The organism is Flammeovirga pacifica (assembly GCF_000807855.2).
Taxonomy (GTDB): Bacteria; Bacteroidota; Bacteroidia; order Cytophagales; family Flammeovirgaceae; genus Flammeovirga; species Flammeovirga pacifica.
In genome coordinates, this window is record NZ_JRYR02000002.1 from 766,284 (window position 1) to 790,048 (window position 23,765).

The following is a 23,765-nucleotide window of genomic DNA, read 5'->3' on the forward strand; positions in this document are numbered from 1 at the left end:
ATAGATATTATTCTATTTCATTAATGAAATTAATTCATCAATATTTTTATGCGGTCTTCCTGTAACTTCCTCATAATGTGAATCCCCACTAAATACACCTGACTTAATTCCTTCGTAAATACCACCAATAACAGATCCTATAAAATCTCCTAATGCTTTCTTTCTTAATTCTGTATATTCTTGTACACCTATAGATGTATAAGTCATATTTGTATTGTAAGCCTTATTCAAAGCTTCCACTAATTCTTGTTGTGTGATAGCTGTACCAAAAAGGTTGACTGTTCTACCGTTCATCTCTTCTTTAATAGCCAAATTAAAATAGGCTGCTGCCAATTCTGGTCGTGAAGTATACCCACATTTCCCTTCTCCTGCTGAATTGATGATTCCTCCTTCTTTAATATAGGTTTCGATATATTCGACATCTGGTTCTAGGTATATACCATTTCTTCCTATGGCCCATTGCATACCAGATTGCTTAATATCCTCTTCCGTTTGTCGGTTACTTGCTACCACTGGACTAAACCCATTTCCTTTTTCGGCACCCATAATACTTGTATAAACAATCTTGCTTACTCCATTTTCTACAGCTGCTTCAATCACATTTCTATGTTGTTGAATACGTTTATCGGGGTGGTCCATTCCAGAAATGAGAATTAAAATGTCAACTCCTTTTAACGCTTCAAGAAATTGTTCTTTACTATTGTAATCTCCTTTCCTGATTTCTACATCAAGGAAAGCGGCTTTTTCTGGTGTTCTAGCAATGCCAATAATATTGGAATTATCAGTGACTGATTTAAGATGTTTGATAATAGTTGAACCAAGGTTACCACTTGCTGTTGTTATTGCAAATTTCATTTGAGTTATTATTTAATTTTTGACTATTTAAGTTACTCAAAATAATTCAAAACTTCATTTAATGAATAGCGAAATACAATACAGAAACCCTAAAAATGATTGGAATAAAATCACAAAAAAACGTAATAAAAAACTATTCAGAGTGATAGTCGCATTTATCACCCTGAACAGTTTAGAAAGCTCTTTAGTTTTTTAGAAAACTAGATTTATAGAACTCATTCGTATTTTGATTTATCAATGAGAAAAAGTATAAACCTGAAGATAAATTTGAAACATTTACTTTTGGTCTATTGGCATTAAAAAGATTTTGTTTTACAACTTGTCCTACTATTGATCTTATTTCATAATTATAAATCCCAGCGACTAAACCTTTAAAATACAAATCATTATTTACTGGATTAGGATATATATTAAAGTTAGAATAGGACGTATTATTTGTAGATGTTGGCGTTTCGCTTTCCCCTGGAGTATCAGGTGTGTTAGGCTCTTCTGGTTCTTCCGGCTCTTCGGGTGTTTCTGGTTCTTCAGGTTCAACAGGTGTTTCATCTGTTAAAATGATTCCTTCATTGTCTGCATCATCTACCATTACCGTTTTATCTTTGTTTTCAAATCTTCGTAGGTACATCCAAAATTTACCCTGAGAACGAGTTAATGTATGGCATATTCCCCATGAAACACCTGTAACTGGAGATTTATCCACTGTAACTGGTCTATATAAACCAGCTGCTTCTGGATATTCAGAACTATAATCTTGAAGTACAAAATCGTTTACTTTTCCTTTGATTTCAAAGTTCACACCGTCTGCAGCATACTGAATTGTACCGTACTCTGGTCCGTCTTGATGTAACATTAATGCAATTCCATCCTCAGCATTCCAAACACAAACTTCATGTCCTGTATTAGTGATAGGGTTTTGCGGTGATTTTACGTAAGGACCTGTTGGATTATCTGCTATAGCTACCCCCCATTTCACTTGTTTGTTTAAACCCCATACACCCACTCCACAAACGGGTTCGTCTGATCCTTCGCCTTTGTAATACAAATAAAACTTACCGTTAAAATGAAGAATACAAGGATCGTGAACTGCATTATCATCAAAGAAAGGGCCGTCATGATCTGTTGTCGGGGCTATTAACGGTTCAGGTACTTTTGTCCAAGGACCGTCTGGCGAATCAGAGTAAGCCATTGCAATCGTATTTTTATCATATATTCCTTCTAAATCTTCGGCTGCTTGATATACCAAGTAGAATTTCTTCTCATGATAAAAAATTTCGGTTGTAAAAGCGGAACGATGATCAAAAGATCCTTCTGGTCCTCTTGCTACAGCAACACCTTTTTCTTCCCAAGTCCATCCATCTGTTGATGTAGCATAATATAAATCATTATAATCCCAAGGTGCTTTTTTACCCGGTGCATCTGTAAGACTGTAAGAATACCATACATAATATTTCCCTTCTACTTTAATAACAGAACTTGGATCGCGTCTTATGTAGTTTACATTTGGCGCTAAATCACCTTTTAAATTTGACCTTTTAAAAGCAATATTCCATTCGGGGTTATTCGGTATTGACACATCACAATTACCATTTTTAGCATATTCTTCCAAACGTAAAGTCGCACTACTTTTTGTACTCGAGGTCTTCTTATTCTGAGCCATAGAAATATGGCTTATCAAAAAGATAAAAAATATAAGTTGTAATAATTTCATTCTTCAAAAAAGTTAAGTAAGTCGTGTAGTTTTATAAAAAAATAAAAACAAAATTAATCAATTATTTAACGGTATATATAATGTATTTTACCCCTAAACTGATTCATTTTGCTTTTTAAGAATATTCGAAGGTCCTATACCTTACACTGCATTTCTTTTCATTGTACTTCCCACTACCTTTACGATAATCAGGGCTAAAGAACCTACAATACTCCCCACTAAAAATTCAGCTAAAATTGATGGTATAGCATGTAAAGCATCATGTATTTGATGAATGTTATGTACAAAAATACCACCTGCTACTAATAACATAGCTAGGGTACCAATGACAGATAAACTCTTTATCACCCATGGCAAAGCATTGACTAACAAAAGGCCCACTTTAGCTACAAAGTTATTTTTTCCATTGGCTGATTGAATTAACTTAATCCCAAAATCATCCATACGGACAATCAATGCAACCAAACCATAAACACCTAATGTTGCAATGATAGCTGCTAAAGACACCGATGCAATTTGAATAGAAAGTTCTTGATCGATAACAGCACTTAATGCTACAATAACTATTTCAACAGAAAGAATAAAATCTACTATGATGGCCGATTTCACTTTTTGTTTCTCATGGGCTAATTGTTCTTCTTCTGAACGGTTTTCTTTTGCTTGAGCCGCTTTTGCATGTCCCTTATCAAAGAAATAATGATATACTTTTTCTGCTCCTTCATATGCCAAATAAATACCTCCTATTACTAATATTGGTATAATAGACCAAGGCACAAATGCACTTAATAAAAATGCTAGCGGTAAAATAATAAGCTTATTGATAAATGAGCCTTTGCATATCGCCCATAAAACTGGAATCTCTCTTGAGGCTTGAAAACCCGAAGCCTTTTCTGCTGTTACAGCTAAATCATCACCCAATATTCCACCTGCTTTTTGAGTGGCTATTTTGGTAGTTACAGCAACATCGTCCATGATAACAGCGATGTCGTCTAATAAAGCAAAAAATCCTGATGCCATAGTATTTTGAAAGTTTGTTTAAATTAGAAAAGAAGTAATAAATTATAAAAAAATCACTATTTATCCGTCATACATATTATATAATTGAAAAAATAAAGATAATGAGTTTTATTGTATACCTTATTTAGTATGTATAGGTATATTCTTATTTCTTAATCCATGGGTATTAATTTCAGTTATTTCGTTGATATGATTATTAATGAATTTTTGAGCATCTCCATTAATATAATCTGTTAGGAAAATTAGATTATGTTCTATTTTTGCTCCTTCAAGGATAATTTTAGGTAAATCAATTTGATATAATTTATCAGTCCTTTCATCTATTTCACCATTAGTGATTACAAATAACTTTCTCTCACCGGTTCCCTCAAACATACTAGGATCACCCATTTTTAGATGATCAGGTAAAATATATACAGTCGTTGACTTTAATAAATTATTCTCCTCTAGAAAAGTCACTAAAGAACCTACTTGATAATCTAGAGCAGAAATCATAAACTCTAACTTATTTTCTCTTTTAGCCACTTTTCCTTCCATTCTATCATCATAAAAACCATCTGGAAAATGGGTGTCAGAAGTAGATATGATCATTGCGAAACTTTCATCATGAACTTTCTTTAACTCTCTTTTAGCAATGTCAAATAGGTCTTTATCTCTTAAACCAAACCAACTTTCATAACCAGTTCTTTTTGTATTTCTGATATCATAAACTTCATCAATTTTAAAAGAATTCACCATATCTAGTGTTCCTGAAAAATCTGCCATTCCAATAATAAAAGAGGATTGATAACCACACAGTTTGAATACATGTCCTAAACTTGAAATATTAGAATAATAACTATCATTGAAACTTTCATTTGGGTCTAAACCAAAAAAAGCAGGAAATCCTGTCATCATTGTATATAAAGAGCCACTGGTCCAAGAGCTTCCTTCATTTTGATAAATGTCAATCGCATTCCATTTCTTTTTTAAACGATTTAAGTTGGGAGTCAAATGTTCATATTTTTTAGATAAAAGTCCTCTTTCCAATGATTCCATTGAAATTATCAGAATATTTTTTCCCTTTTTAGCTACAATTGATGAAGGCCTAACATAATCAGCCATATTATTTTCCTCTAAAACTTCATCAAACTTTTGTGCACCTTTAGGTAAAAATAATTGTGCTAATGTCTTAGAATCCCTTAAAAAATTTCCTTGAAATAATATAATTGAAGAGGCTAATAAGAGTAAAACTATTTTTGAATATTGTAAAAACTGCTGACCTCTTTCATTATTATTTTTCTTCTCAAGGAATTTATTGAATGAATAAGAATAAAAAAAGATGACATTTAATAACACAAAAGAAACTGTGGCAATAATAACTTCAATCCAAAATAATGCCCCTACATCAAAAATACCTCTTAATGTAAAATGAACATAATATTGATACCCTATAAAACCTTGAGTAAAAAATAGAGAAAACCCTTGTGCAATAATAAAACTTGAAGAGATTAAACCAAATAACAGACGAAGTCTTGAATTCTTGACATATGAATGAAGTAGTAAGGATATGAGTACAAATAATAACAATAAAACCATATAGGTCTTACCTCCAAAAAAATAAAATCCGTTATACATTATTTACTTAGCCTTTTATGCATAATTGAAAACCAAATCCATGGAAAAAGTGAACATATAATAGCTGCAGGATACCCAAATGGCAACTCAGGCGCCTCTTCTTTATGTTCTAATGTATGATACTTTTTTGACGCTCTATAGTGATGATCAGAATGTCTTGTTAATTCAAATAATATGATTCTTCCAAAAGTATAATTCGCATTCCAAGAATGTTTTGGTGATACCCTTTCATAACGTCCGTTATCCAATTTGTTTCTAGAAAGGCCATAATGTTCGATGTAATTGATGGTTTCTAAAAGTAACATGCCTACTACTCCAGATAGAGAAATAAATAACATTGTTTTCACATCAAAAAAGAAGAATAGAAGCGACAGATAAATAGCTGTAAATACTACATACCATAACATGTTATTCTTAACGCTCATAAGTTTACCTTGAAGAATTTTGGATTGAATTTTCCATGCATCAACATAAGATAAGATGACACTCTTCAACCAGAATATATATAAGAAATCTCCTTTCTTTGCAGATGCAGGATCTAAAGGTGTAGCTACATTTCTATGATGACCATGATTATGCTCTATATAAAAATGCATATAGAATTCTGGGAGTAAAAGTATTTGAGCAAATACTTGTTCAAACTTCTTATTTCTGTGTCCTAATTCATGAGCGACATTAATACCATTCACTCCCATTACAAAACCTAAACTAATAAGCATACCTATTAATTCAGAAGTAGAATAATCGTTGGTTGACCATTGTACTCCAGCATATATTAAAAGTCCATACACCCAAGCAATATTGAAATATAAAAACCAATCATATAATCTATTGTAGGTTTTATTATTTACCTCCGATACTTCCTTACTTTTGGGTAATACAAGGTCTAAAATTGGTACAACTACAAAGGCAAAAACTACCGTTAACCATGATAAAGCCCCTCCGAAATGTAAACCTATCAAGCAACATAAAGGTATTAAGTAAGCTGAAATGTATTTAATTTCTCTAATAATAGTAGACATATCAATTTTCGGTTAGTTTTTTCTAATGTACTCATTATTTAAATCATTGTAAAAAATGTCAAGTTTAATCGCATAATTCAAAAGATAATTTTTCAGATTCTTGACCATTAATGATTAAGCTAACCTGATGTATTCCTGCATAATAAGTACGTGTCGTAATTCGTCTAAAGGATTGTTGACGCTGGATTATTCTAGTTTTTTTCCCTTTGTATTCTCCTTCACTTATTTTGAAAACTTTTTTCGAATGGGTACCATTCTTTTTTAAAAAGTAGAGACCATATTCAATTCTTACCTTTTCTAACTTTGATGATGTATTTATTATTTCAAATTGAAAGTCTAAAGCACCTCCAAATTTTACTTTGGGCGATAATATTGTAAAGTCTTTAATTTCAAATGTTTTAGGTGATGCATATCCAAAAAGTTGAAGTACTTCGCACCTGCCTTCTTTTAGTAACGTTCTACAGGCATGCTTAATCAATGCATCTGTTTCTATAGTTTCCCCCATCCATTTATTTGCAATATCAATCATGAATTGGGGATGATCTTTTGATATATCATTTAAATTATTGGCAACACTTCTTCTTACATATTCAGATGAATCATTTTTCAAATTCTCTAAAATTGCCATAAGAGGTAAAGGGTCCTTTTTTAATGCAGGAAATGCAACCCCCCAAGGTAACCTAGGACGGGTGCCTTCTGAAGAAAGTCTTCTGACATGTTCATTTTCATGTTTTGACCATTCAAAAGCCACCTCTAACATCTTTTGTTGATTTTTAATAATAAACGGTCGAACGGCAAACTCACAAGAGGTAAAAGGTGTGATTTTAGGAAAAGCTTGGATGGATGTTGGGAAATCGTCTAAACCGTACTTTTCAATTATTTCAGGAATAAAAATAAAACCGAGACTTGCGTACATTAATTCTTGATAACCTACTTTTTGATAATATTCAATCATCATTATCAGTTGATCGACACACTTTTTAAAATTTTCATCCAAACGCCCTCTTACAATAACTGCCATATGCGAGGTACGTTCTTTTAATTCTTTTTTCTCCCAATGTGTATCAAATACTTCGGTAATAAATGAAGTTCTATCAAAGGATGTTGTTATTTCTTCTAATGAATCGGCTACTAAATCAACAAATGCAGTAGAATAGATATTTTTTAACGGTTCTGCCATAAGAATCAATTTATAAAATAACAGGTTGACTGCTAAATCATACTTTAGTAAATCTTTATAATGTAGTAGAAAAGCTCTTAAACGTAAATCAAGGGATGATAATTCAAGTTTTTAGAATGAGTACAATACTACATTAAGATGCCTTTATTCGGTGTTACATTTGGAGGAAGTTCTGTTTCATTTAGCATTTCCTTTAAATCAATTTCAATGGTTCTACAAAGAGATAACATTGGTATATCATTAGCCATCCCTTGAAAAGGGTTTTCTGTATAATCACCTATTAATTCCATCATGATATACATCCAACTTAATAAAACAGTGATGGGAATGGAAATAATCATACCCCATTCTCCAGAATTCATTAATGATGGCATCATACTAAATGGCATCAAAACAATAAAAATTCCAATAAAGTATCTACTCATGTTAGCATATTGTCGAGGCAATGGGAATTTTTTAATTCGTTCATTTTTCCCTTGGAGTGCATAGAAACTTTGTAATAGTTTAGATAATTCCATGTGCCTAAAATCATCTAATAATCCCTTCTCTCTTAAAGTATGAAGATCTCTTGATTGCTCATTAATAATTTGTGTAGCCGTATTTTGATAAGCAACCAAACGATCATGTTCATTCGGTGGTAAGTAATAACTTAACTCTGATTTTGTCATTTGATCAGAAATGAGTCCCAACCCAAAGTTTTCTTGATAAAACTTCGCTGTTCTTCCAATTGCCCCTTTTTGACTGATATGTTCCCAAGGTGTTGGAGTTAATAATTGACTTCGATGGGCATATAACCAGCCAATATGTCTATAAATCAATCTTTTCTTAACTGCTTTTATCTCTTGATCAGATACTTTTTGATCTGAAAAAAAATTGGTAATAAAGCTATCAACGTGCATTCCCCAAGTGCGACTTTCATTAATAATCCCTCCCCATATTTTTCTAGCTTCCCACATTCTATTATAGGCTTGGTTATTTTTAAAACCTACATAAAAAGCTACAGAAGTACCTATTATTGATACTGGTAACCATGGGATAGTTAGAGTAATGTATTCTTTATAATATAAAAATGCAAAAGTAGACATGAGTAAAGTAAGCCATATTAAATGTCCACCTGACCAACGAATCACATTTTTGAAAGGAACAGCTCTAGAGATTATCATATTATAATTGAATAGAAAGTAAAACGAATGAATATTAAAACTACAAAAAAAGAGATGAATGCAAAACATTCACCTCTTTTAATATTTTTTATAAAATCAATTTATTTCAAACCAATTTTATTTCCTTTCCAACCTTTATCCCAAGTGTTTTTCAAAGGATGTGCTTCAGTATTTAACACATACTTCTCTAAGTCAAATACTTCTGCAGGTGCAAAGAATAAATAACAATACTTCATTGTTTCTGCAAAGAAGAAACTTTCTAATGTATCCCATTTTTCTTTAGTTCTCACATCCTTTAATTGAACATAACCATTTTCAACTTGGCAATATTTCTCGATGCTTTCGAACATTTTCTTTCCTTGATCGTAATATTTTTTATTTCCTGTTGCTCTCCATACATAGTAAGTCGATTCTATCGCTTCAGGACGCATCATATAGTATTCAGCTCCTTCATAGAATGGTTCCATGGTAGTGTAATCTACCGCTTCTGGCTCTATACCATTTTTAAACCACATTTTACTAATAGACGCTTGTAATTTTTCTGCTCTATCAGTTGATCCGTCTAAAACATAACATAAGTTCCAGAAACAATCTAATGCTCCAAATCTAGTTGAATGTCTTTCACCTGTATTCATATCAGCCCAACCAATCCAATACTCACCTGGTACTGAAGTAGTATCTACTAAGTATTTATTTACCGCATCTCTTGATACATTATACCACTCTAAGAAGTCTTCATCACCAAATAATAAATAACCTTTTAAAAGGTACTCATAATAAGCATCGATACCACCAGAAATGTGCGCTCTTGTATCTTCCCACTTACCTGTATCTTGGTCAATCCAAGAACCTTGAAGACCTGTTTTTCCTCTTCTGTCGTAAGCAGCTTTAATACCTCTTTTACAAAGGTCATAGTATTTATTATTTCCAGTGATTTTTGATAATGTACCATACTCCAGCATCATTGAACCAATCTCACATGGGTTAGTACCTTGACCACTAACAGCACCTGTTTTTAGATTAACCAAACGATAAGGAATACCTGTTGGTGATTCGAATACAGGTAACATTCTATCTGCCAAATCTATAGCTAGATCTAAAAATCTTTGATCACCATCTAATTGATAAGAAGAAATCAAGCCACCTAAAATACGAATTGCAATTTCAAATTGTTGAACATCAAGGTCTTTATCAAAATCTAATTCAGTAAAGATTAACTCTTTACATTCTTTCATTTCCTTATCTAAGCCCATTAAATACATCGTAGAAAATGCATCTACCGGTGTCATTAATAAAGATTCAGCATACCAGTTATGCCCTTTTTGTGAAATAGGATTTACAGCATCCAAACCTTTAGCATAATCCATATATGCTCTCCATCCTTTGACGAATGCCGCTTTTACTCTTCCTTGATATTCCAATTTTTCTTCCGTTGAAATATCCTCTTTTTTTTCTGTATTATCTTGTTTTGCATTAGTACTACACGATGCAAATATCACCGATGTAAAGGCAATTAAAATAAATGCAGTAATTGATTGTAATGTTATTTTTCTCATTTTCATTTATAGTTAAAGGATTGTCTCCTAAGTTAATTTATAAGTAATTTATTTCCAGATTTGATTAATTTCATTTAGAAATTGTTGATGTTGACTTTGATTGAAATCAAAAAATTCAAAATCTCCAAGATGAGTTTTATCTTTTTCAATGATCAAAACTTTCGCTCCCTCTTTTAGAGCGATAGTATGCCAAACATTAACAGGGATATTATACGTCACTCCCTCTTTCATTTCTTCCATATCATAAGAAATTTCATCATTATTGATAATAGCAGAAACTAAAATAGCTTTGCCCGAAATTAATAAAAAAGCTTCGTCTGTTTGGTAATGAATATCAAGTCTTTTGATATTTTCTGGTAAACTAGCCTCCTCAAAATTAAGTTGTGCCACTTGCCACCCTTCTCTAATTAAAAAAGGATTGTACCCCTCTGCTTGATGTGTATATCTCTCTGTAATTTCCATGGCTTAATTTTCTAAAATTCTATCCACTACTAATTGTCTGAATTCCTTAGTTAGCATTGCAAAGTAGGCCGTAAAACCTGTTATTCTAACCACTAAATCAGGATATAATTCAGGATTTTCATGGGCTGCTAGAACTTGAGCTTTGTCCATGATATTGACATTAATGAGTGTACCACCCATTTCGAAGTGAGTTTTAATAATTGCCCCTATCACATCTGCATGTTCCTGTTTTGCTAAAGTAGGGTCTAACTCCCATTGCATTGGGGCAGTGTTTCCATAAGCAGGCTGTACATCAGCAACTGCTCTAGCCAAAGCTAAAGATCCACCATCAACTACAAAACCTGGCGTTGGATTAGCTCCATGATTAATAGGTTCAGCAGATTTACGTCCGTTTGGAGTAGCTTTTACAGCTTTACCCAAACCTACTGTATTGGCCCAAGAGAACAAACCAGGAATAAAACAATATCTTTTTTCTTCATCAGATTTTGATTTCACTTCTTCGCTAAAGAATTGACTGATTTGTTTTGCCCAATCATCTCCTTTCGTATTACCCTGTCCATATCTCTCACTATTTTGAAGCAACAAACGAATACGTTCACCATTTTCATCTTCAAAATTTGTAGTAATATGATGCTTTAATTCCATCCAGTCTAAACGATTTTCCTCCTCAATTCTTTGTTGAATAGCGGCAAATGAATCTGCTACAATTGCTATACCTGCACCATCAATTGATAAGTTATAATACATTGCACCTCCATCACTTACATCTTTTCCTTTTTCTAAAGGACCGTAAGATAAAAGGTTCAGTATCAATTCTGGTTCATTGTATTTTTGATACGTCAAATGATGAATAATTCCATCAACTGCAGTTTGAACGGCTTCACTTAAATGGTAAGTAAATTTATTCCACAAGTTTGACGTAGAATTTCCTTCTGCTGATGATAGCATTTCCTCAAAAGCTACTTCAAAAACCTTAGCCATATTTACTTTAACCAGATCGTTCATTGTGTATTCCAATCCAGGAAGTGACATCCAATTACAACCCACAGCAATACGTTTTCTAGCTAAATCTTCTGAGTAACCATTTTTCATAAATCCTGCAATCAGCCCTTTATCACCAGAGAAACGAGGCCATGCATTTTTATTCTTAATTAAGTACTTTAAAGATTCTTGAAAGAGTTCTTCATTCATATGATCATGAACTCTTACTGTTATATTTAAAGAAGTATTGATTTTATCTGCCGCTTCTAAGATCAAAAAAGAGACCTCTGAAGCAACGTCACCACCCTTACCATCAGGACCACCTAATTGCCAATAAATGGGATCATTAATAAGGAAACATCCTAAATAATAAATCGCATCCTCTTTAGTGATAATTCCATTACGAATATCATTTTCATAAAATGGTTGAAGTAATGTGTCTATTTGTCCGCCAGCACCGTCTCTATTGTAGGTTCTAGAAGCTAAATGATACCAAATGATCCACTGACAAGCCTGTCTCAATGTTTTAGGAGGATGATGAAGAATAGCTTGGTTAGTCCAGAGCATTTCTTTTAAATTTTCTTTTAAAGAAATGTCATTTTCTTCCTCAATTTGAAGTTGAATTTGAATTATATGTCTTTGGATCCAACCTTGAATACTAATTATGGCTCTATGATGGGCTTCATAAAATTCATTTTGCTCATCAGAATTATTGATGGCATTACTCATTTTTATCTTATTTAATAAGCCGTCCCATCCTAGTTGCAATCCTAAATTAAAATCAGGAGCAAAATGGGCATCATCACCAATACCATGAATAATATCGTATTTCTGCTGATTTTCTTCTAAATGATGATATGGATAATCAGGATTCCATTTACTCGGTCTCATCTTAGACATAAAATACATCCATCTTCCTGCAAAGGCATCATTAGCATCTACATAAGTTGGATGATTATCCATCAAATCACAAAAATTATTAGTCCAACCTTGTGTACCATAAAAAGAACCATCAGAATGATTTGGAATAATTTTCCAACCATTTTCTGGTACTGCAATTCGTCCGTAATCATCTTCATCCAAAAGACCTTCTGTGGCAATTTTTTCTTTTGTCTGTTCAGATTTGCGACTTTTTAGTTCAGTTAATCGTTGTAAGTAAGTTTCGTTCATTTTCATATTCTTTACTGAAGTATCTTAGAGTAAACCTCTATATCTTCCTGAGACATTTCATTAATATTTTGGAGGGGATAATCCCAGCCCAAACTTCTATACTTTTGTTCTCCCAATTGATGATAAGGATTCAACTTATGGGATTTTATATTCTTAAGGGATTTCAAGAACTTTTTTAATTCACTTAGTTCTTTATCATTATCATTTACAGAAGGAACTAATGTAGTCCTTAACTCGTAACTCACCCCTTCTTTATCTAATTCTAGGATATTATTTATTATCTTTTTGTTACCTATTGAGGTCCACATTCGGTGATTATCTTCATCCATTAATTTTAAATCGATCATCCAATAATCAACAAAAGGAATGATTCTTTTGATAATATTCCATGAAATTGAAAAATTGGACTCTATTGTAATATGTAGCCCTTTATCCTTCAAGTATTTTACGGCATCAATAATAAATTGATGTTGTAATAAAGGCTCACCTCCTGAAAAGGTTATTCCTCCATTAGAAGATTTAAAGAAAGGAATATCCTGTTCAATAGTTTGAAAGAGTTTCTCTTTCGTCATATCCTCCCCGACTACATGCATTGCACCTGAATAACATTCTTCAGAACACTTTAAACAATGATTACATTTATTTACATTAAAGTGTACTTTACCGTTATTAACATTTAATGCATTAGTATCACAAACTTCAATACATGCTTTACATTGTATACACTTATTTTCTATTCTTTCGATTTCTTTATTCCTATGGAAAGTTTCAGGGTTATGACACCATTTACAACGCATATTACAGCCTTTCATAAAAATGACAGAACGGATTCCAGGTCCATCATGTAAAGAAAGTCGTTGTATTTTAGTTATTATCCCATTCATTAAATCCAATATTAAAAAGAATACTATTACTATTTAAGTGTACTATCCTCGTTTATTTTTCGATATTACAAAGATAGGTAGTAGGAGATATTTTTATCAAAAAAAAGTTGTGAACTAGAACGTGTATTTTGTGTACTATATCGACATAAAACAAAAAAGTGATCATCAAAAAAATGATGATCACTTTTTGTCTAACTTAGATAGATATTTTAGTTAGGGAGTAATGTAGGGAATTCTCCACATTTTTTAATTGTTCCGCTACTTGACCAAATTTTAGGATAGACAACGTTACCTCCTGCACCATCATCATTTCCAAAACCAGGATCAATTATCAGACCTATTAGTTCTCCTACCTTTTCAGAAGGCATATAATACTTTTGTTGAGAATTATCCCAAACTAAAATATCTTCAAATGTTACATCTGCTCCAGTTCTACCATTCGTAAAACCTGCATCGCCTAGATTAATAACCGTACAAGTAGCATCTTCTTTTAATGCTCTATCGTAACTAGATGCAGAATCAATTTGAATAGTGTAATTATCTCCATTTCTGGTATAAGATGTAGTAGTTTGAGTATGCTCTACCACAACACTTACTGTTGTTTCTGCTCTTGTTCCTGAAGGGAGATCTAAAGTGCCTCTAACAACTACTTCTATTGAATTGGAAGCAGTATTAAACTGAACCTGTAAATTGGTATTATTAAATCCAACGTCACCAAATGATATTGAGTCGGTTTCAAAATAAATTGCATTTACATCTCTCGGATCTGCATCATCATCATCATTACACGAAAATAGACACACTGATAAAAGCATTAAAGTAGCTAATCTTGCTAATAGTTTCATGGGTTAAAAATTAAGTTTCCATTTAAAAATTGGTTGATCAAATATAAAAACATTTAAATCACAAGAAAAAATTCCAATTCTAATAAATGCGCATATTGTTGATATTGTGATATTTAATCCAATAAAATAAATAAAAAACTTACGTAAGATGAACGTTAGTCCCCATAAAACACTGACAAGTATCTCATTCAATGACCTAAGAAAAGTGTTTAGTGTTATCTGACTAATAACTTTGTGCTTTCACTATTCCTTCCGTTTGATATCATCAATATATATACCCCCGTAGTTAACTCGTTTGGAGTTGTATAAATAGCCGAATTAAACTGCTCTGGTTCATTCAATATTATTTCATGATCGAGAACTACTCCATTTTGGTTATATAAAACGCCAACTATAGGATAAGCTACATTTGCATTACTCACTTCTACTTTTAATTCTTTATTAGAGAATACTTCTGTTGGATATACTTTAGCTGAAAAAAGATCGTCCTTATCAGTAAATGAAACTACACCATAATATTCTATTCTTTCATCAAAATCATATTGTGCAAGTCGATAATACTTACCAAAACTATTTTTATCTAGGAATTGATATTTGATAGGCACGGTACTATTTCCTGCTGCATTAACTGTTCCTAGAACATGCCAATTTTTTCTATCAGAAGATACTTCAACATCAAAATGTGATGCATTAAACTCAGAAGCTGTTTCCCATATTAATAAATTACCTTGTGGATTTATCTGACCTTTAAAGTAAATTAATTCTACAGGAAGATCTACATCATCACATATATTATTATTGTTAGGACAAACCTTACAACTGCCTCCCACACTTACAGAACCATCTCCGATAATCCAACTTTCGCCAGTACAGCTATACTCCATATCACCTCCAACATTTATTTGACCACCATCACAAAGTTCAATTTTTAACCCTTGATCTGTGGCTAGATTTCCATCGATATTTAAAATACCACAAACAATAAATTTCAATTCATTATTTGTATGTAATGTATGTTTTTTCACATTTAGTATCCCTTGTTTTCTTATTTGGATGACTTGTTTAGAGTTAGTTCCTTTTAGCGTACCTTCTAAATCTACAGTTCCACTTATATCTAATAAATCATAATTATTAGCACCAGGTTGACCAAAAGTTAAATCTGATTTAATCTTTAAATAAGAGTTCTCATGGGTTTTTATCGTGAAAATACTAGAGGAAGATTCTTTAAATGATAACTGAGCATTTCCTAATGTACCAATCTCTAAAAATAGACTGGTCCCCCCTAAAGCAGGGTATAAAGTTAATTGATCTGATATTGTATCAAGGTCAAAATTGATTTCTAAGGTTCTAATATTTGAATTCCAAGAAAATGTAATTTGATCTGTCCCTTGTGGATATCCCGTGTTAGGCTCCCAATTATTAACACGCCAATTTCCAGGATTTTTCCATTCATTTATGGAATTAAATTTTGATTTGACTGGGTAATACGTAGTTGCATTCGTATGCAAAAATAAACCTGCTAAAAAATAGCAAGTAATAATTAACTTAAGTTGAAAGTTCATTTGTTAGTAAACCTGGTTTAAAAATAAGGATTAATAATTTTCTAAGGTATGGCTTAAATAATTGAGTAATAGTATTTATAGGAATATGTTAACATTTTAAGACGTTCACATAAAATACATTTTTTATTATAAAGTGTATTTTATGTGAATTGGTAATGTTAGGGAATTACAATTTTTTCAGTAACAGATTTTCTAGCATTGGATATCAATAATAAGTATACACCAGAATTTACAATCTTGGGTATTTCATAAAAAGATGTCAAATGATTTGAAGGTTCATCCACTAATATTTTCTGATCCATAACAACACCTTCGACATCATAAAGTACCGCCACAACAGGGAAATTTGTATTAATATTTCTCATTTCTATATTTACCTGTTGGGAGGGTTGAACTACTGTAGGATAAACTTTTGCAGTAAATTCCTCTCCAACATTATTAAAAGAAACAATACCAAAATATTCTTTTTCACTATCGAAATCGACCTGTTCTAAACGATAATATTCTCCAAGGTTATTCTCATTATGATATTCATATTTCAGATTAACTTGACTATAACCTGCTCCTTGAACCGTTCCTATAGTTCTCCAATTTCTTCTATCATCTGATACTTGAATATTAAAATGAGATGAATTATGTTCAGATACAGTTTCCCATAATAATAAATGTCCTGTAGGAGTAATCTGACCTTTAAAATATATTAATTCTACAGGTAAATCAATGTCACCATCACAAATAATACAATCACAATTAGAATCGTTTGCTGAGATATAACCACAATTATTTACTGATATTGAATTCCTACATGAAAATTCCCCGTCAATTAAAAGTCTTCCACCATTACCATCATCTTTCATACAATTTGCACCTTTGGATCCACAGAGGTCGACACTTAATCCATTTTTAGCTTTAAAGTTTTTAATTTCCATGGTTCCACAGATTTTAAGATCCAAGTTATTTTTAGATTCCATGATATTTTTTAATACACAATATCCTGTTTCAGCTACGAGTACTCCAAATTTTGTTTGAGCATTTAAAGCTCCAAAAGTTGCTTCTCCTTTTACTTCGATAGAATAATGATTGGATCCCTGATTTTGAGCTGAATAGCTTCCTTCTACTATTAATTCTGCATTTTTTTCTACTTTCACTAGGCCTACTTTATTGGGGAATGTGATACTATTTGTTGATAATAAAGTATAACCTTCAAGATGTAAATTTCCATTGTAGAAAATAAATGAACCAATATTAATAGTAAATTCATCATTTGTATTGATACTTACTAATGATGGTTTATTCTGGGAAGTATTTCGTACTCCCGTTAAGATTAAACTGTCTTTCTCAGTACTAAAATTTATGATTAAATTTTCAGATTCTCTTAAAACTACCGTTGATAAATCGGATGGATAAGTATTTAGTGGGGTTCCTCTATCATCATACCATTGATGAGATTCCCAATTTTTGAGTGAAGTAAATATAAAATCTGTTGTGTCTCCTTTTTTTTCACTTAAATAAAAGTCTTTTTTTGTTTGCGAGTAAATCTGATGTGGGAGCAGAATTATTAAAAATACAACACAATTGACTAAGTAGGTAATTAGTCCTCTCATTTTGTTTGTTTTCGTTAAGTTTTGAAATTAGGTTCAATTTTAATCAGTACTTATTTAAATCATCGATAATTATTCCAAGAATAGACCTAATGAGTTAATAAATTAAAAAAGAGTGTTTTATTATTAAAAACACTCTTTTTCAGGTTGTTGTAGACAATATTATTATTAAGCAATAAACTATAAGGAATTATTTTTAATCCATTCTAATAATTCATCTCTCTCTGTAAAAGCCATACCAGTTACTGTATCGGCTGCTCCATAATATACAGCAATTCTTCCCGTCTCTTCATCATGTAATGCAGCACATGGGAATACAACATTAGGTACATCACCCATGCATTCATATTGAGTTTCTGGAGTCAATAAGTAAGGTTGAGATCTGTACTTTACTTTCCAAGGTTCGTCAATATCTAAGATGGCAGCTCCCATTGCGTATACATAACCATTGCAAGAGCGTAGGACTCCATGATAAATCATTAACCAACCTTCTTTTGTTTCAATAGGAATTGGACCTGCACCAATCTTCATACACTGCCAAGCTGAATCTTCAAAAGGTGATGGCGACATGACATGACGATGTTCTCCCCAAAATTTCATATCTGGTGATTGTGAAATGAAAATATCGCCAAAAGGGGTATGTCCTGTATCTGATGGTCTAGAAAGCATAATGTATTTATCATTCACTTTTCTAGGGAACATCACTCCATTTCTGTTATATGGCAAAAATGCATTTTCACATTGATGGAATGTTTTAAAATCAAATGTATAACCAATACCAATAGTTGGCCCATGATATCCATTACACCAAGTAACCCAATAACGATCTTCTATCCATACAACTCTTGGATCGTATTTGTAATCCGAATGAATCATATCGGTATTTCCTGTCACCCATTCTATTGGTAATTCTTCAATTTTCCAATTAATTCCATCTTCACTAAAACCTGCATGGATATTCATTCTTCTGCATTTGTCGTCGCAACGAAAAACCCCGGCATAGGCTCCTTCGAATTCAACCACTGCACTATTAAAGATACTATTAGAATTGGCAATAGCATTTCTTGGAATCACTGGATTTTGAGAATATCGCCACATTACATCTTTCGATCCTTCTGGACGGGCTTCCCATGGAAAATTATTCATCTTATTTAATTGATTTATTTTATAATCACCTCTGGTGGATAATACTTTTATTTAATTGGATAACTATATTAGTTAATCACCTCATGTACCACTTTTTCTGTAGTATATTTCTGGTCTAATAATGACAGAGTTTCATCCATATCTTCAGGATAGTCCTCCATCTTATCATACCATTTATATTTTAACCAAGCCATTGTTCCTAACATCAATAATAATGAGAAAGAAACTGCAGAAAAATCTCTAATAATGATGTACACAGGAATCAAATGTAAACTCAATTGCCAAATTGCACCTACTGCACAGTTAAACATATCTCTTTTAAAGTCTTTATTGGCTTTAAAATTTGGATTTAAAGTTTGACATTTTTCAATGATTGGTTTCCAAAATCCCCATGGTCTTACTGTCGTATAGAATCTCATTAATGTTTCATCATCTTCAGGTGGCGTTAATAATGAAGCCGTAACAGAAGCAAAAAGTGATATAAAGAAAATGATTGGGAAGGCCATTATTTCACTTAATTCACTAAATACTAAGGGTACAACAACTGCCGATAACATTCCTGCAATCATACCATAAAAATAACCAAATCCATTAAATCTCCACCATACCCACTTTAACATGTTAGCAGCAGTATAACCTCCAAATAATGCAGCGACAATCCACTTTAAAATTCCATCTATACTTTGTACAAATAATCCCGCCATCATACCAACAACAACTACTGCAAATGATGCGATGTATGACATTCTTACTAATTGTTTGTCTGTGGCATTGGGTTTAAAGTATTTCTTAATGATATCGTTAACTATATATGCTGGACCAGCATTTACATTGGCTGCAAAAGTAGACATAAATGCTGAAATTAACCCTGCTAAAAGTAAACCTTTTAAACCCACAGGAATAAAGTTTTGTAGAGCATAAGGAAGTACTAATTCAAAATCAATAGGACCATCTGCAGCAGCAAATTGTGGTGCCAAGTAGACTAATCCGATAACGGCTAATCCCATAATCATTAAATACCTTGGGATAAATAATGCTAGAGAAACAATACCACTCATTTTTGCAGCATCTTTTGGACTTTCTGTCGCCATAATACGTTGCATATCATAACTTGGAACAGGTCCTGCAATACTTACTAATACCCCTTTGAATATCATCATCATCATTAATGGGCCAAATAAAGTATACCCATCAGCATCAATTTTATCATTCACCGCTGGAATTATATTACTCCAATCGAGATTCATTTTCCATTCAAACATAGCCGAGGTCCATCCTTCAGGAACAGCTGCCATAATTTGTTCATGAGACACCATATTCATTGCAATAACACCTACCACAATACAAGCAATTGTCATCACAATAAACTGTATTAACTCTGTCATCACTACAGAATACATTCCGCCTTTAACTACATATATGGTGGTTAAACCCATAATTACAGCGGCATACATTTTTGAAGATGGAATTTCATAACCAAAGACCGATGTACTTAAATCCCATGGAAGGAAAAGAGTAGCAAATTTACCTATACCTTCAAACCCATAGGCAATAAAACCGATCACAGCAATTATGGCAAAAATGACAACTACTACATGTGATAACTCTGATCCTCTACCGTTTCCAAATCGAGTTTTTAACCATTCTGCACCTGTCATTACATTGGACCTTCTTAACCAAATGGCTAGAAAGACCATCAAGAATATCTGGTTCCATACTGGCCATAACCAAGGAATAAATACAGACTTCACCCCATAGATAAACCCTAGGGATACCATCCACATAGTTCCGGTAATATCAAACATACCAGAAGCATTAGATAAACCTAATATGTACCAAGGAATTGTTTTACCTCCTAAGAAGTAGCTATCTAAATTTTTAGATGCTTGTTTTGATATAAAATATCCAATCATTACCGTTAGGATAATATACCCGACAATGATTCCGATATCGATAATGTGTAAATTCATTTTAGTTTAGTTTTATTTCTTTATGTGACTGTGCACTCTTTCTAGCTGCATCTAATATCTCGACCACAATCATATTATTTTCTAAAGACGATAAGTTATAAGGTTGTACTTCTATCGTTTTATTAATTACTGCAGCGAAGTATGAAAATGGGTTGTTATAAGGGTATTCTCTATTTTTAATTTGATAGTCTTCTTGATCGTATGTGTTGTAACCTGTAGCTATTTTTACATTCACATTTTGATGATTTTCTGCTGTAATCACCCCTTTCTCTCCATAGACTTCCATATCTTTTCGACCAATAGGCCAGTTCCAAGAACCTTGAACTACCCCTACTTGATCTTGATATTTTAAAATAATAATGGATTCATCATCCACTTTAGGGTTATTTTCTTTTTGTAATTGACTTGTGATTGCTGTAACACTTATAGGTTTTTCTCCCTTATTTAACCACGTAATAAGATTAGCACCATAACATCCGAAATCAATAATTGCTCCTCCTCCATTCAGTTTAGGATCGGTTAGCCAGCTTAGAAATTCTTTCTCTACTCCAATTTTCTTTGGCCCTTTATGTCCATCATTCACCATCACTTTTTTGATAGAACCTACAGTGCCTTTTTGTACTTCTTCATATAATTTTTCATGAGATCCATACCATGTAGTTTCATAATTGGTGAGTAACTCAATCTTATACTTATCGGCTAAACTTTTCATTTTTTTAGCTTGAGTACTATTTACCGCTAATGGCTTTTCTACCATTACATGGATTCCTCTTGGTGCACATTGTTCTACAATTGATAAATGATCGTAGATATTCCCAAATCCAAGTACTGCATCAGGCTGTGTTTTATCTAGCATTTCTGCCAGGTTAGAATAGACTATACTTTTATCAAAATGATACATTTGTTGATAACGGCTGACTAGAGCAGTATCTGATTCGGCGATACCAACTATTATAATATCTTTATTATTTTTATCTCCTAATAAACCATGAACGTGACCATGAGTCATGCCTGCTATCCCAATTTTAATAGGATTTTGTGCTATTACAACATTAGATATGCTAATAAAAAAGATTAGATAAGTAATTATTGACCTCATTTTGATAATTGTATTTAGTTATTTATTCTCTCGTACCATTTCATTTGTATCAAGCTTCAAAGAACTTAGAGGTTAAGTCATTTAATGCTACGATAAGCAGTTGTCATCAACTCCCTATTCATTCCTAAATTTAACATCAAAAAAGTAGAAAAATTGATGATTCATACTTCTTAACTTTTCGATATATCAATTAACACAACATTTATAAAAAAAGCCCTTCAATTCATAATTCATCTTAGTTCGTCAATCATTAAAAAAACGAACACTAGTATAAATAAACCACGAACCAAAGGGCCTTTTATTGAATAAATATTAATCTACATCCCACCAAACACTTACATCAATACCATCGCCTTGACCTTGGTTATTCTTAGGGTCTAGTGCATTTTTAGCGTTAATTGTAATTTCTGATTCTGTGTAAGGTAATTTTTTGATAAATCCGTTGGTTAGATTAATACCCGAATCATTTTGTTTAACAGGCATCAATTCTGGATAACCTGTTCTACGAACTTCAGCCCATGCTTCACAACCATCAGGATAATTAGCTATCCATTTTTGAGTTTGAATATTTTCAATTTCATGTCCGCTAAATGTCGGTAATCCACTGATATATGTATCAATATCCATTTTAGCTGGATCTGCACCTGATAAGAAGTTTTGAGTTTCACTAAGAGAAGTTAAGAAATCCCATGAAGCACGAATACCTTCTTCATAAGATGCTTCAGCATTTCCACCCCAACCTAAGTAAGCAGCTTCTGCTTTAAGGAAACATACTTCTGCATAATTCATGACTATATAACGTGAATTATTATTGAACATTGGTCCGATATTACTATTATCACCTGGGTTATTACCTAGTGCAGGGATTTCATTGGCTGGTAAACCATTTTCAACTCCTTTGTAGAATGATACTGTATACAAATCTTCATCATTTCGGTTTTGCATGTATGTGAAATCCGTCAAGCGTCCCTCTTCATTCAATTTGATATAACTTTGTAACGTTTCTTCATTCACATCATTGTGTTCTACTTTCGCAAAAAGAAGATACATTCTAGGGTCAGTTAAATTAGAACTTGTTTCTGTCAATTGCTTTTGCATTGTTCTACTCATTCTAAACTCATTCCACCAAGCCACTTCAAATAAAGGATGACCTCTCATATAACTATGTGGATCTGTTAGAACAGAAGCATTGTCTGTGTTAGAAGAAATAAGATCTCTTTGTAATGCCATAGTTCCGTATTTTCTTCCCAAATCAGGATCCACTTTACTTACTCTAATCGCATAACGCAGCATTAGTGAGTTGGCCAATTGTTTCCACTTTTGGATATCTCCGCCATAAATCACATCTTCAGAACCATATGAAGGTTGATCTGTGAAATTACCCAACATAGTATAAGCAGAATCTAAACCTGCTAAAACACTATTGTAGATAAATTCTTGTGAGTCATACTTAGGATAATCAGTACCACGACCACCTTCAGTATACGGCATATCACCGATCTGATCGGTAGTTCTTGCAGATGATAATTCATATTGAATTCTTGCTATCCAATAATGATTATCATAACCAGGATATTTTTCCGAATAACTCTTGATATCATCATACATACGAGTAGACTCCCAATATTGTGTACGGAAGTACCCGTAATCAATCCACCCCAAATTCATGATATATCTACCAGAAGAGAAGTAGTTTGTTGTATTCGCAAAATATTGAGAATACAAACTAGAATATAAAGTAAATGCTTGTTGGTATCTAGACCACTCTGCAATATTACCATTTACTAGCATGTTACCAATCGCCATGTTAGGAGGAATCTCAGTTGGTTCCACCGGATTGGTGTTCATTTCATCAAATTTCTGAGTACAAGAGAAGGTCAGTAAACCCAGAAAAACTACTATTAATTTATTTATATTTTTAGTCATG

Annotated in this window: 18 protein-coding genes; all 18 read right to left on the reverse strand. The window is 32.5% G+C overall.

The annotated features are described in order from the left end of the window. Positions 1-12 precede the first annotated feature (12 nt). The 18 genes from NH26_RS22095 to NH26_RS22180 all read right to left on the reverse strand — a co-directional run bounded on the left by NH26_RS22095 (position 13) and on the right by NH26_RS22180 (position 23,764). Positions 13-855, reverse strand: coding sequence for an NAD(P)H-binding protein (locus NH26_RS22095; RefSeq protein ID WP_044220769.1), 843 nt, complete (start codon positions 853-855; stop codon positions 13-15). Between the two features lie 184 nt (positions 856-1,039). After that, positions 1,040-2,563, reverse strand: coding sequence for a family 43 glycosylhydrolase (locus NH26_RS22100; protein ID WP_084812328.1), 1,524 nt, complete (start codon positions 2,561-2,563; stop codon positions 1,040-1,042). A 141-nt stretch (positions 2,564-2,704) separates the two neighbouring features. Beyond that, positions 2,705-3,580, reverse strand: a complete 876-nt coding sequence (locus NH26_RS22105; protein ID WP_044220766.1) for a DUF808 domain-containing protein — start codon at positions 3,578-3,580, stop codon at positions 2,705-2,707. Between the two features lie 120 nt (positions 3,581-3,700). Continuing rightward, a complete protein-coding gene (locus NH26_RS22110; protein WP_044220763.1) occupies positions 3,701-5,197 on the reverse strand; it encodes a sulfatase-like hydrolase/transferase in 1,497 nt (498 codons plus the stop codon). Continuing rightward, positions 5,197-6,219, reverse strand: coding sequence for an alkane 1-monooxygenase (locus tag NH26_RS22115; protein ID WP_242427365.1), 1,023 nt, complete (start codon positions 6,217-6,219; stop codon positions 5,197-5,199). The genes NH26_RS22110 and NH26_RS22115 overlap by 1 nt, the downstream gene beginning before the upstream one ends. A 64-nt stretch (positions 6,220-6,283) precedes the next feature. After that, positions 6,284-7,399 carry a DNA alkylation repair protein gene (locus tag NH26_RS22120; RefSeq protein WP_044220760.1) on the reverse strand — a complete coding sequence of 372 codons (1,116 nt, stop codon included), beginning with the start codon at positions 7,397-7,399 and terminating at the stop codon, positions 6,284-6,286. A gap of 128 nt (positions 7,400-7,527) precedes the next feature. Then, the gene (locus tag NH26_RS22125; protein ID WP_044220757.1) at positions 7,528-8,562 is read right to left on the reverse strand and encodes a bestrophin family protein; all 1,035 of its coding nucleotides are present in this window, start codon (positions 8,560-8,562) and stop codon (positions 7,528-7,530) included. Between the two features lie 101 nt (positions 8,563-8,663). Then, entirely contained in the window at positions 8,664-10,118 is a 1,455-nt protein-coding gene (locus tag NH26_RS22130; protein WP_158022007.1) for a glycoside hydrolase family 47 protein, read from the reverse strand. A gap of 48 nt (positions 10,119-10,166) precedes the next feature. Further along, a complete protein-coding gene (locus NH26_RS22135; RefSeq protein WP_044220755.1) occupies positions 10,167-10,580 on the reverse strand; it encodes a hypothetical protein in 414 nt (137 codons plus the stop codon). Positions 10,581-10,583: 3 nt separating this feature from the next. Next, complete coding sequence (locus NH26_RS22140) at positions 10,584-12,731, reverse strand: pyruvate formate lyase family protein (RefSeq protein ID WP_044221109.1); 2,148 nt, start codon at positions 12,729-12,731, stop codon at positions 10,584-10,586. Positions 12,732-12,742: 11 nt separating this feature from the next. After that, positions 12,743-13,615: a glycyl-radical enzyme activating protein gene (locus NH26_RS22145; protein WP_044220752.1), complete on the reverse strand. Its 873-nt coding sequence runs from the start codon at positions 13,613-13,615 to the stop codon at positions 12,743-12,745. Positions 13,616-13,824: 209 nt separating this feature from the next. Then, positions 13,825-14,460: a hypothetical protein gene (locus NH26_RS22150; protein ID WP_044220748.1), complete on the reverse strand. Its 636-nt coding sequence runs from the start codon at positions 14,458-14,460 to the stop codon at positions 13,825-13,827. 215 nt (positions 14,461-14,675) lie between these two features. Beyond that, entirely contained in the window at positions 14,676-16,022 is a 1,347-nt protein-coding gene (locus NH26_RS22155; protein ID WP_052431888.1) for a hypothetical protein, read from the reverse strand. Positions 16,023-16,180: 158 nt separating this feature from the next. Continuing rightward, the gene (locus tag NH26_RS22160) at positions 16,181-17,626 is read right to left on the reverse strand and encodes a hypothetical protein (protein WP_052431887.1); all 1,446 of its coding nucleotides are present in this window, start codon (positions 17,624-17,626) and stop codon (positions 16,181-16,183) included. Between the two features lie 177 nt (positions 17,627-17,803). Continuing rightward, on the reverse strand, positions 17,804-18,769 hold the full coding sequence (locus NH26_RS22165; protein WP_044220745.1) for a glycoside hydrolase family 130 protein: 966 nt from the start codon (positions 18,767-18,769) through the stop codon (positions 17,804-17,806). A 68-nt stretch (positions 18,770-18,837) separates the two neighbouring features. Continuing rightward, positions 18,838-20,739, reverse strand: a complete 1,902-nt coding sequence (locus tag NH26_RS22170) for a sodium:solute symporter family protein (protein WP_044220743.1) — start codon at positions 20,737-20,739, stop codon at positions 18,838-18,840. Between the two features lies 1 nt (position 20,740). Then, on the reverse strand, positions 20,741-21,838 hold the full coding sequence (locus NH26_RS22175; RefSeq protein ID WP_044220740.1) for a Gfo/Idh/MocA family protein: 1,098 nt from the start codon (positions 21,836-21,838) through the stop codon (positions 20,741-20,743). A gap of 312 nt (positions 21,839-22,150) precedes the next feature. After that, on the reverse strand, positions 22,151-23,764 hold the full coding sequence (locus tag NH26_RS22180) for a SusD/RagB family nutrient-binding outer membrane lipoprotein (protein WP_044220738.1): 1,614 nt from the start codon (positions 23,762-23,764) through the stop codon (positions 22,151-22,153). Position 23,765 lies beyond the last annotated feature (1 nt).

Excerpts from the sequence above, each read along its gene's own strand:
- NH26_RS22135 (WP_044220755.1), bottom strand. The coding sequence starts at position 10,580 with ATGGAAATTACAGAGAGATATACACATCAAGCAGAGGGGTACAATCCT.
- NH26_RS22105 (WP_044220766.1), bottom strand. The coding sequence starts at position 3,580 with ATGGCATCAGGATTTTTTGCTTTATTAGACGACATCGCTGTTATCATG.
- NH26_RS22145 (WP_044220752.1), bottom strand. The coding sequence starts at position 13,615 with ATGAATGGGATAATAACTAAAATACAACGACTTTCTTTACATGATGGA.
- NH26_RS22180 (WP_044220738.1), bottom strand. The coding sequence starts at position 23,764 with ATGACTAAAAATATAAATAAATTAATAGTAGTTTTTCTGGGTTTACTG.
- NH26_RS22125 (WP_044220757.1), bottom strand. The coding sequence starts at position 8,562 with ATGATAATCTCTAGAGCTGTTCCTTTCAAAAATGTGATTCGTTGGTCA.
- NH26_RS22150 (WP_044220748.1), bottom strand. The coding sequence starts at position 14,460 with ATGAAACTATTAGCAAGATTAGCTACTTTAATGCTTTTATCAGTGTGT.
- NH26_RS22160 (WP_052431887.1), bottom strand. The coding sequence starts at position 17,626 with ATGAGAGGACTAATTACCTACTTAGTCAATTGTGTTGTATTTTTAATA.
- NH26_RS22170 (WP_044220743.1), bottom strand. The coding sequence starts at position 20,739 with ATGAATTTACACATTATCGATATCGGAATCATTGTCGGGTATATTATC.
- NH26_RS22130 (WP_158022007.1), bottom strand. The coding sequence starts at position 10,118 with ATGAGAAAAATAACATTACAATCAATTACTGCATTTATTTTAATTGCC.
- NH26_RS22140 (WP_044221109.1), bottom strand. The coding sequence starts at position 12,731 with ATGAACGAAACTTACTTACAACGATTAACTGAACTAAAAAGTCGCAAA.
- NH26_RS22175 (WP_044220740.1), bottom strand. The coding sequence starts at position 21,838 with ATGAGGTCAATAATTACTTATCTAATCTTTTTTATTAGCATATCTAAT.
- NH26_RS22100 (WP_084812328.1), bottom strand. The coding sequence starts at position 2,563 with ATGAAATTATTACAACTTATATTTTTTATCTTTTTGATAAGCCATATT.
- NH26_RS22095 (WP_044220769.1), bottom strand. The coding sequence starts at position 855 with ATGAAATTTGCAATAACAACAGCAAGTGGTAACCTTGGTTCAACTATT.
- NH26_RS22110 (WP_044220763.1), bottom strand. The coding sequence starts at position 5,197 with ATGTATAACGGATTTTATTTTTTTGGAGGTAAGACCTATATGGTTTTA.
- NH26_RS22115 (WP_242427365.1), bottom strand. The coding sequence starts at position 6,219 with ATGTCTACTATTATTAGAGAAATTAAATACATTTCAGCTTACTTAATA.
- NH26_RS22155 (WP_052431888.1), bottom strand. The coding sequence starts at position 16,022 with ATGAACTTTCAACTTAAGTTAATTATTACTTGCTATTTTTTAGCAGGT.
- NH26_RS22120 (WP_044220760.1), bottom strand. The coding sequence starts at position 7,399 with ATGGCAGAACCGTTAAAAAATATCTATTCTACTGCATTTGTTGATTTA.
- NH26_RS22165 (WP_044220745.1), bottom strand. The coding sequence starts at position 18,769 with ATGAATAATTTTCCATGGGAAGCCCGTCCAGAAGGATCGAAAGATGTA.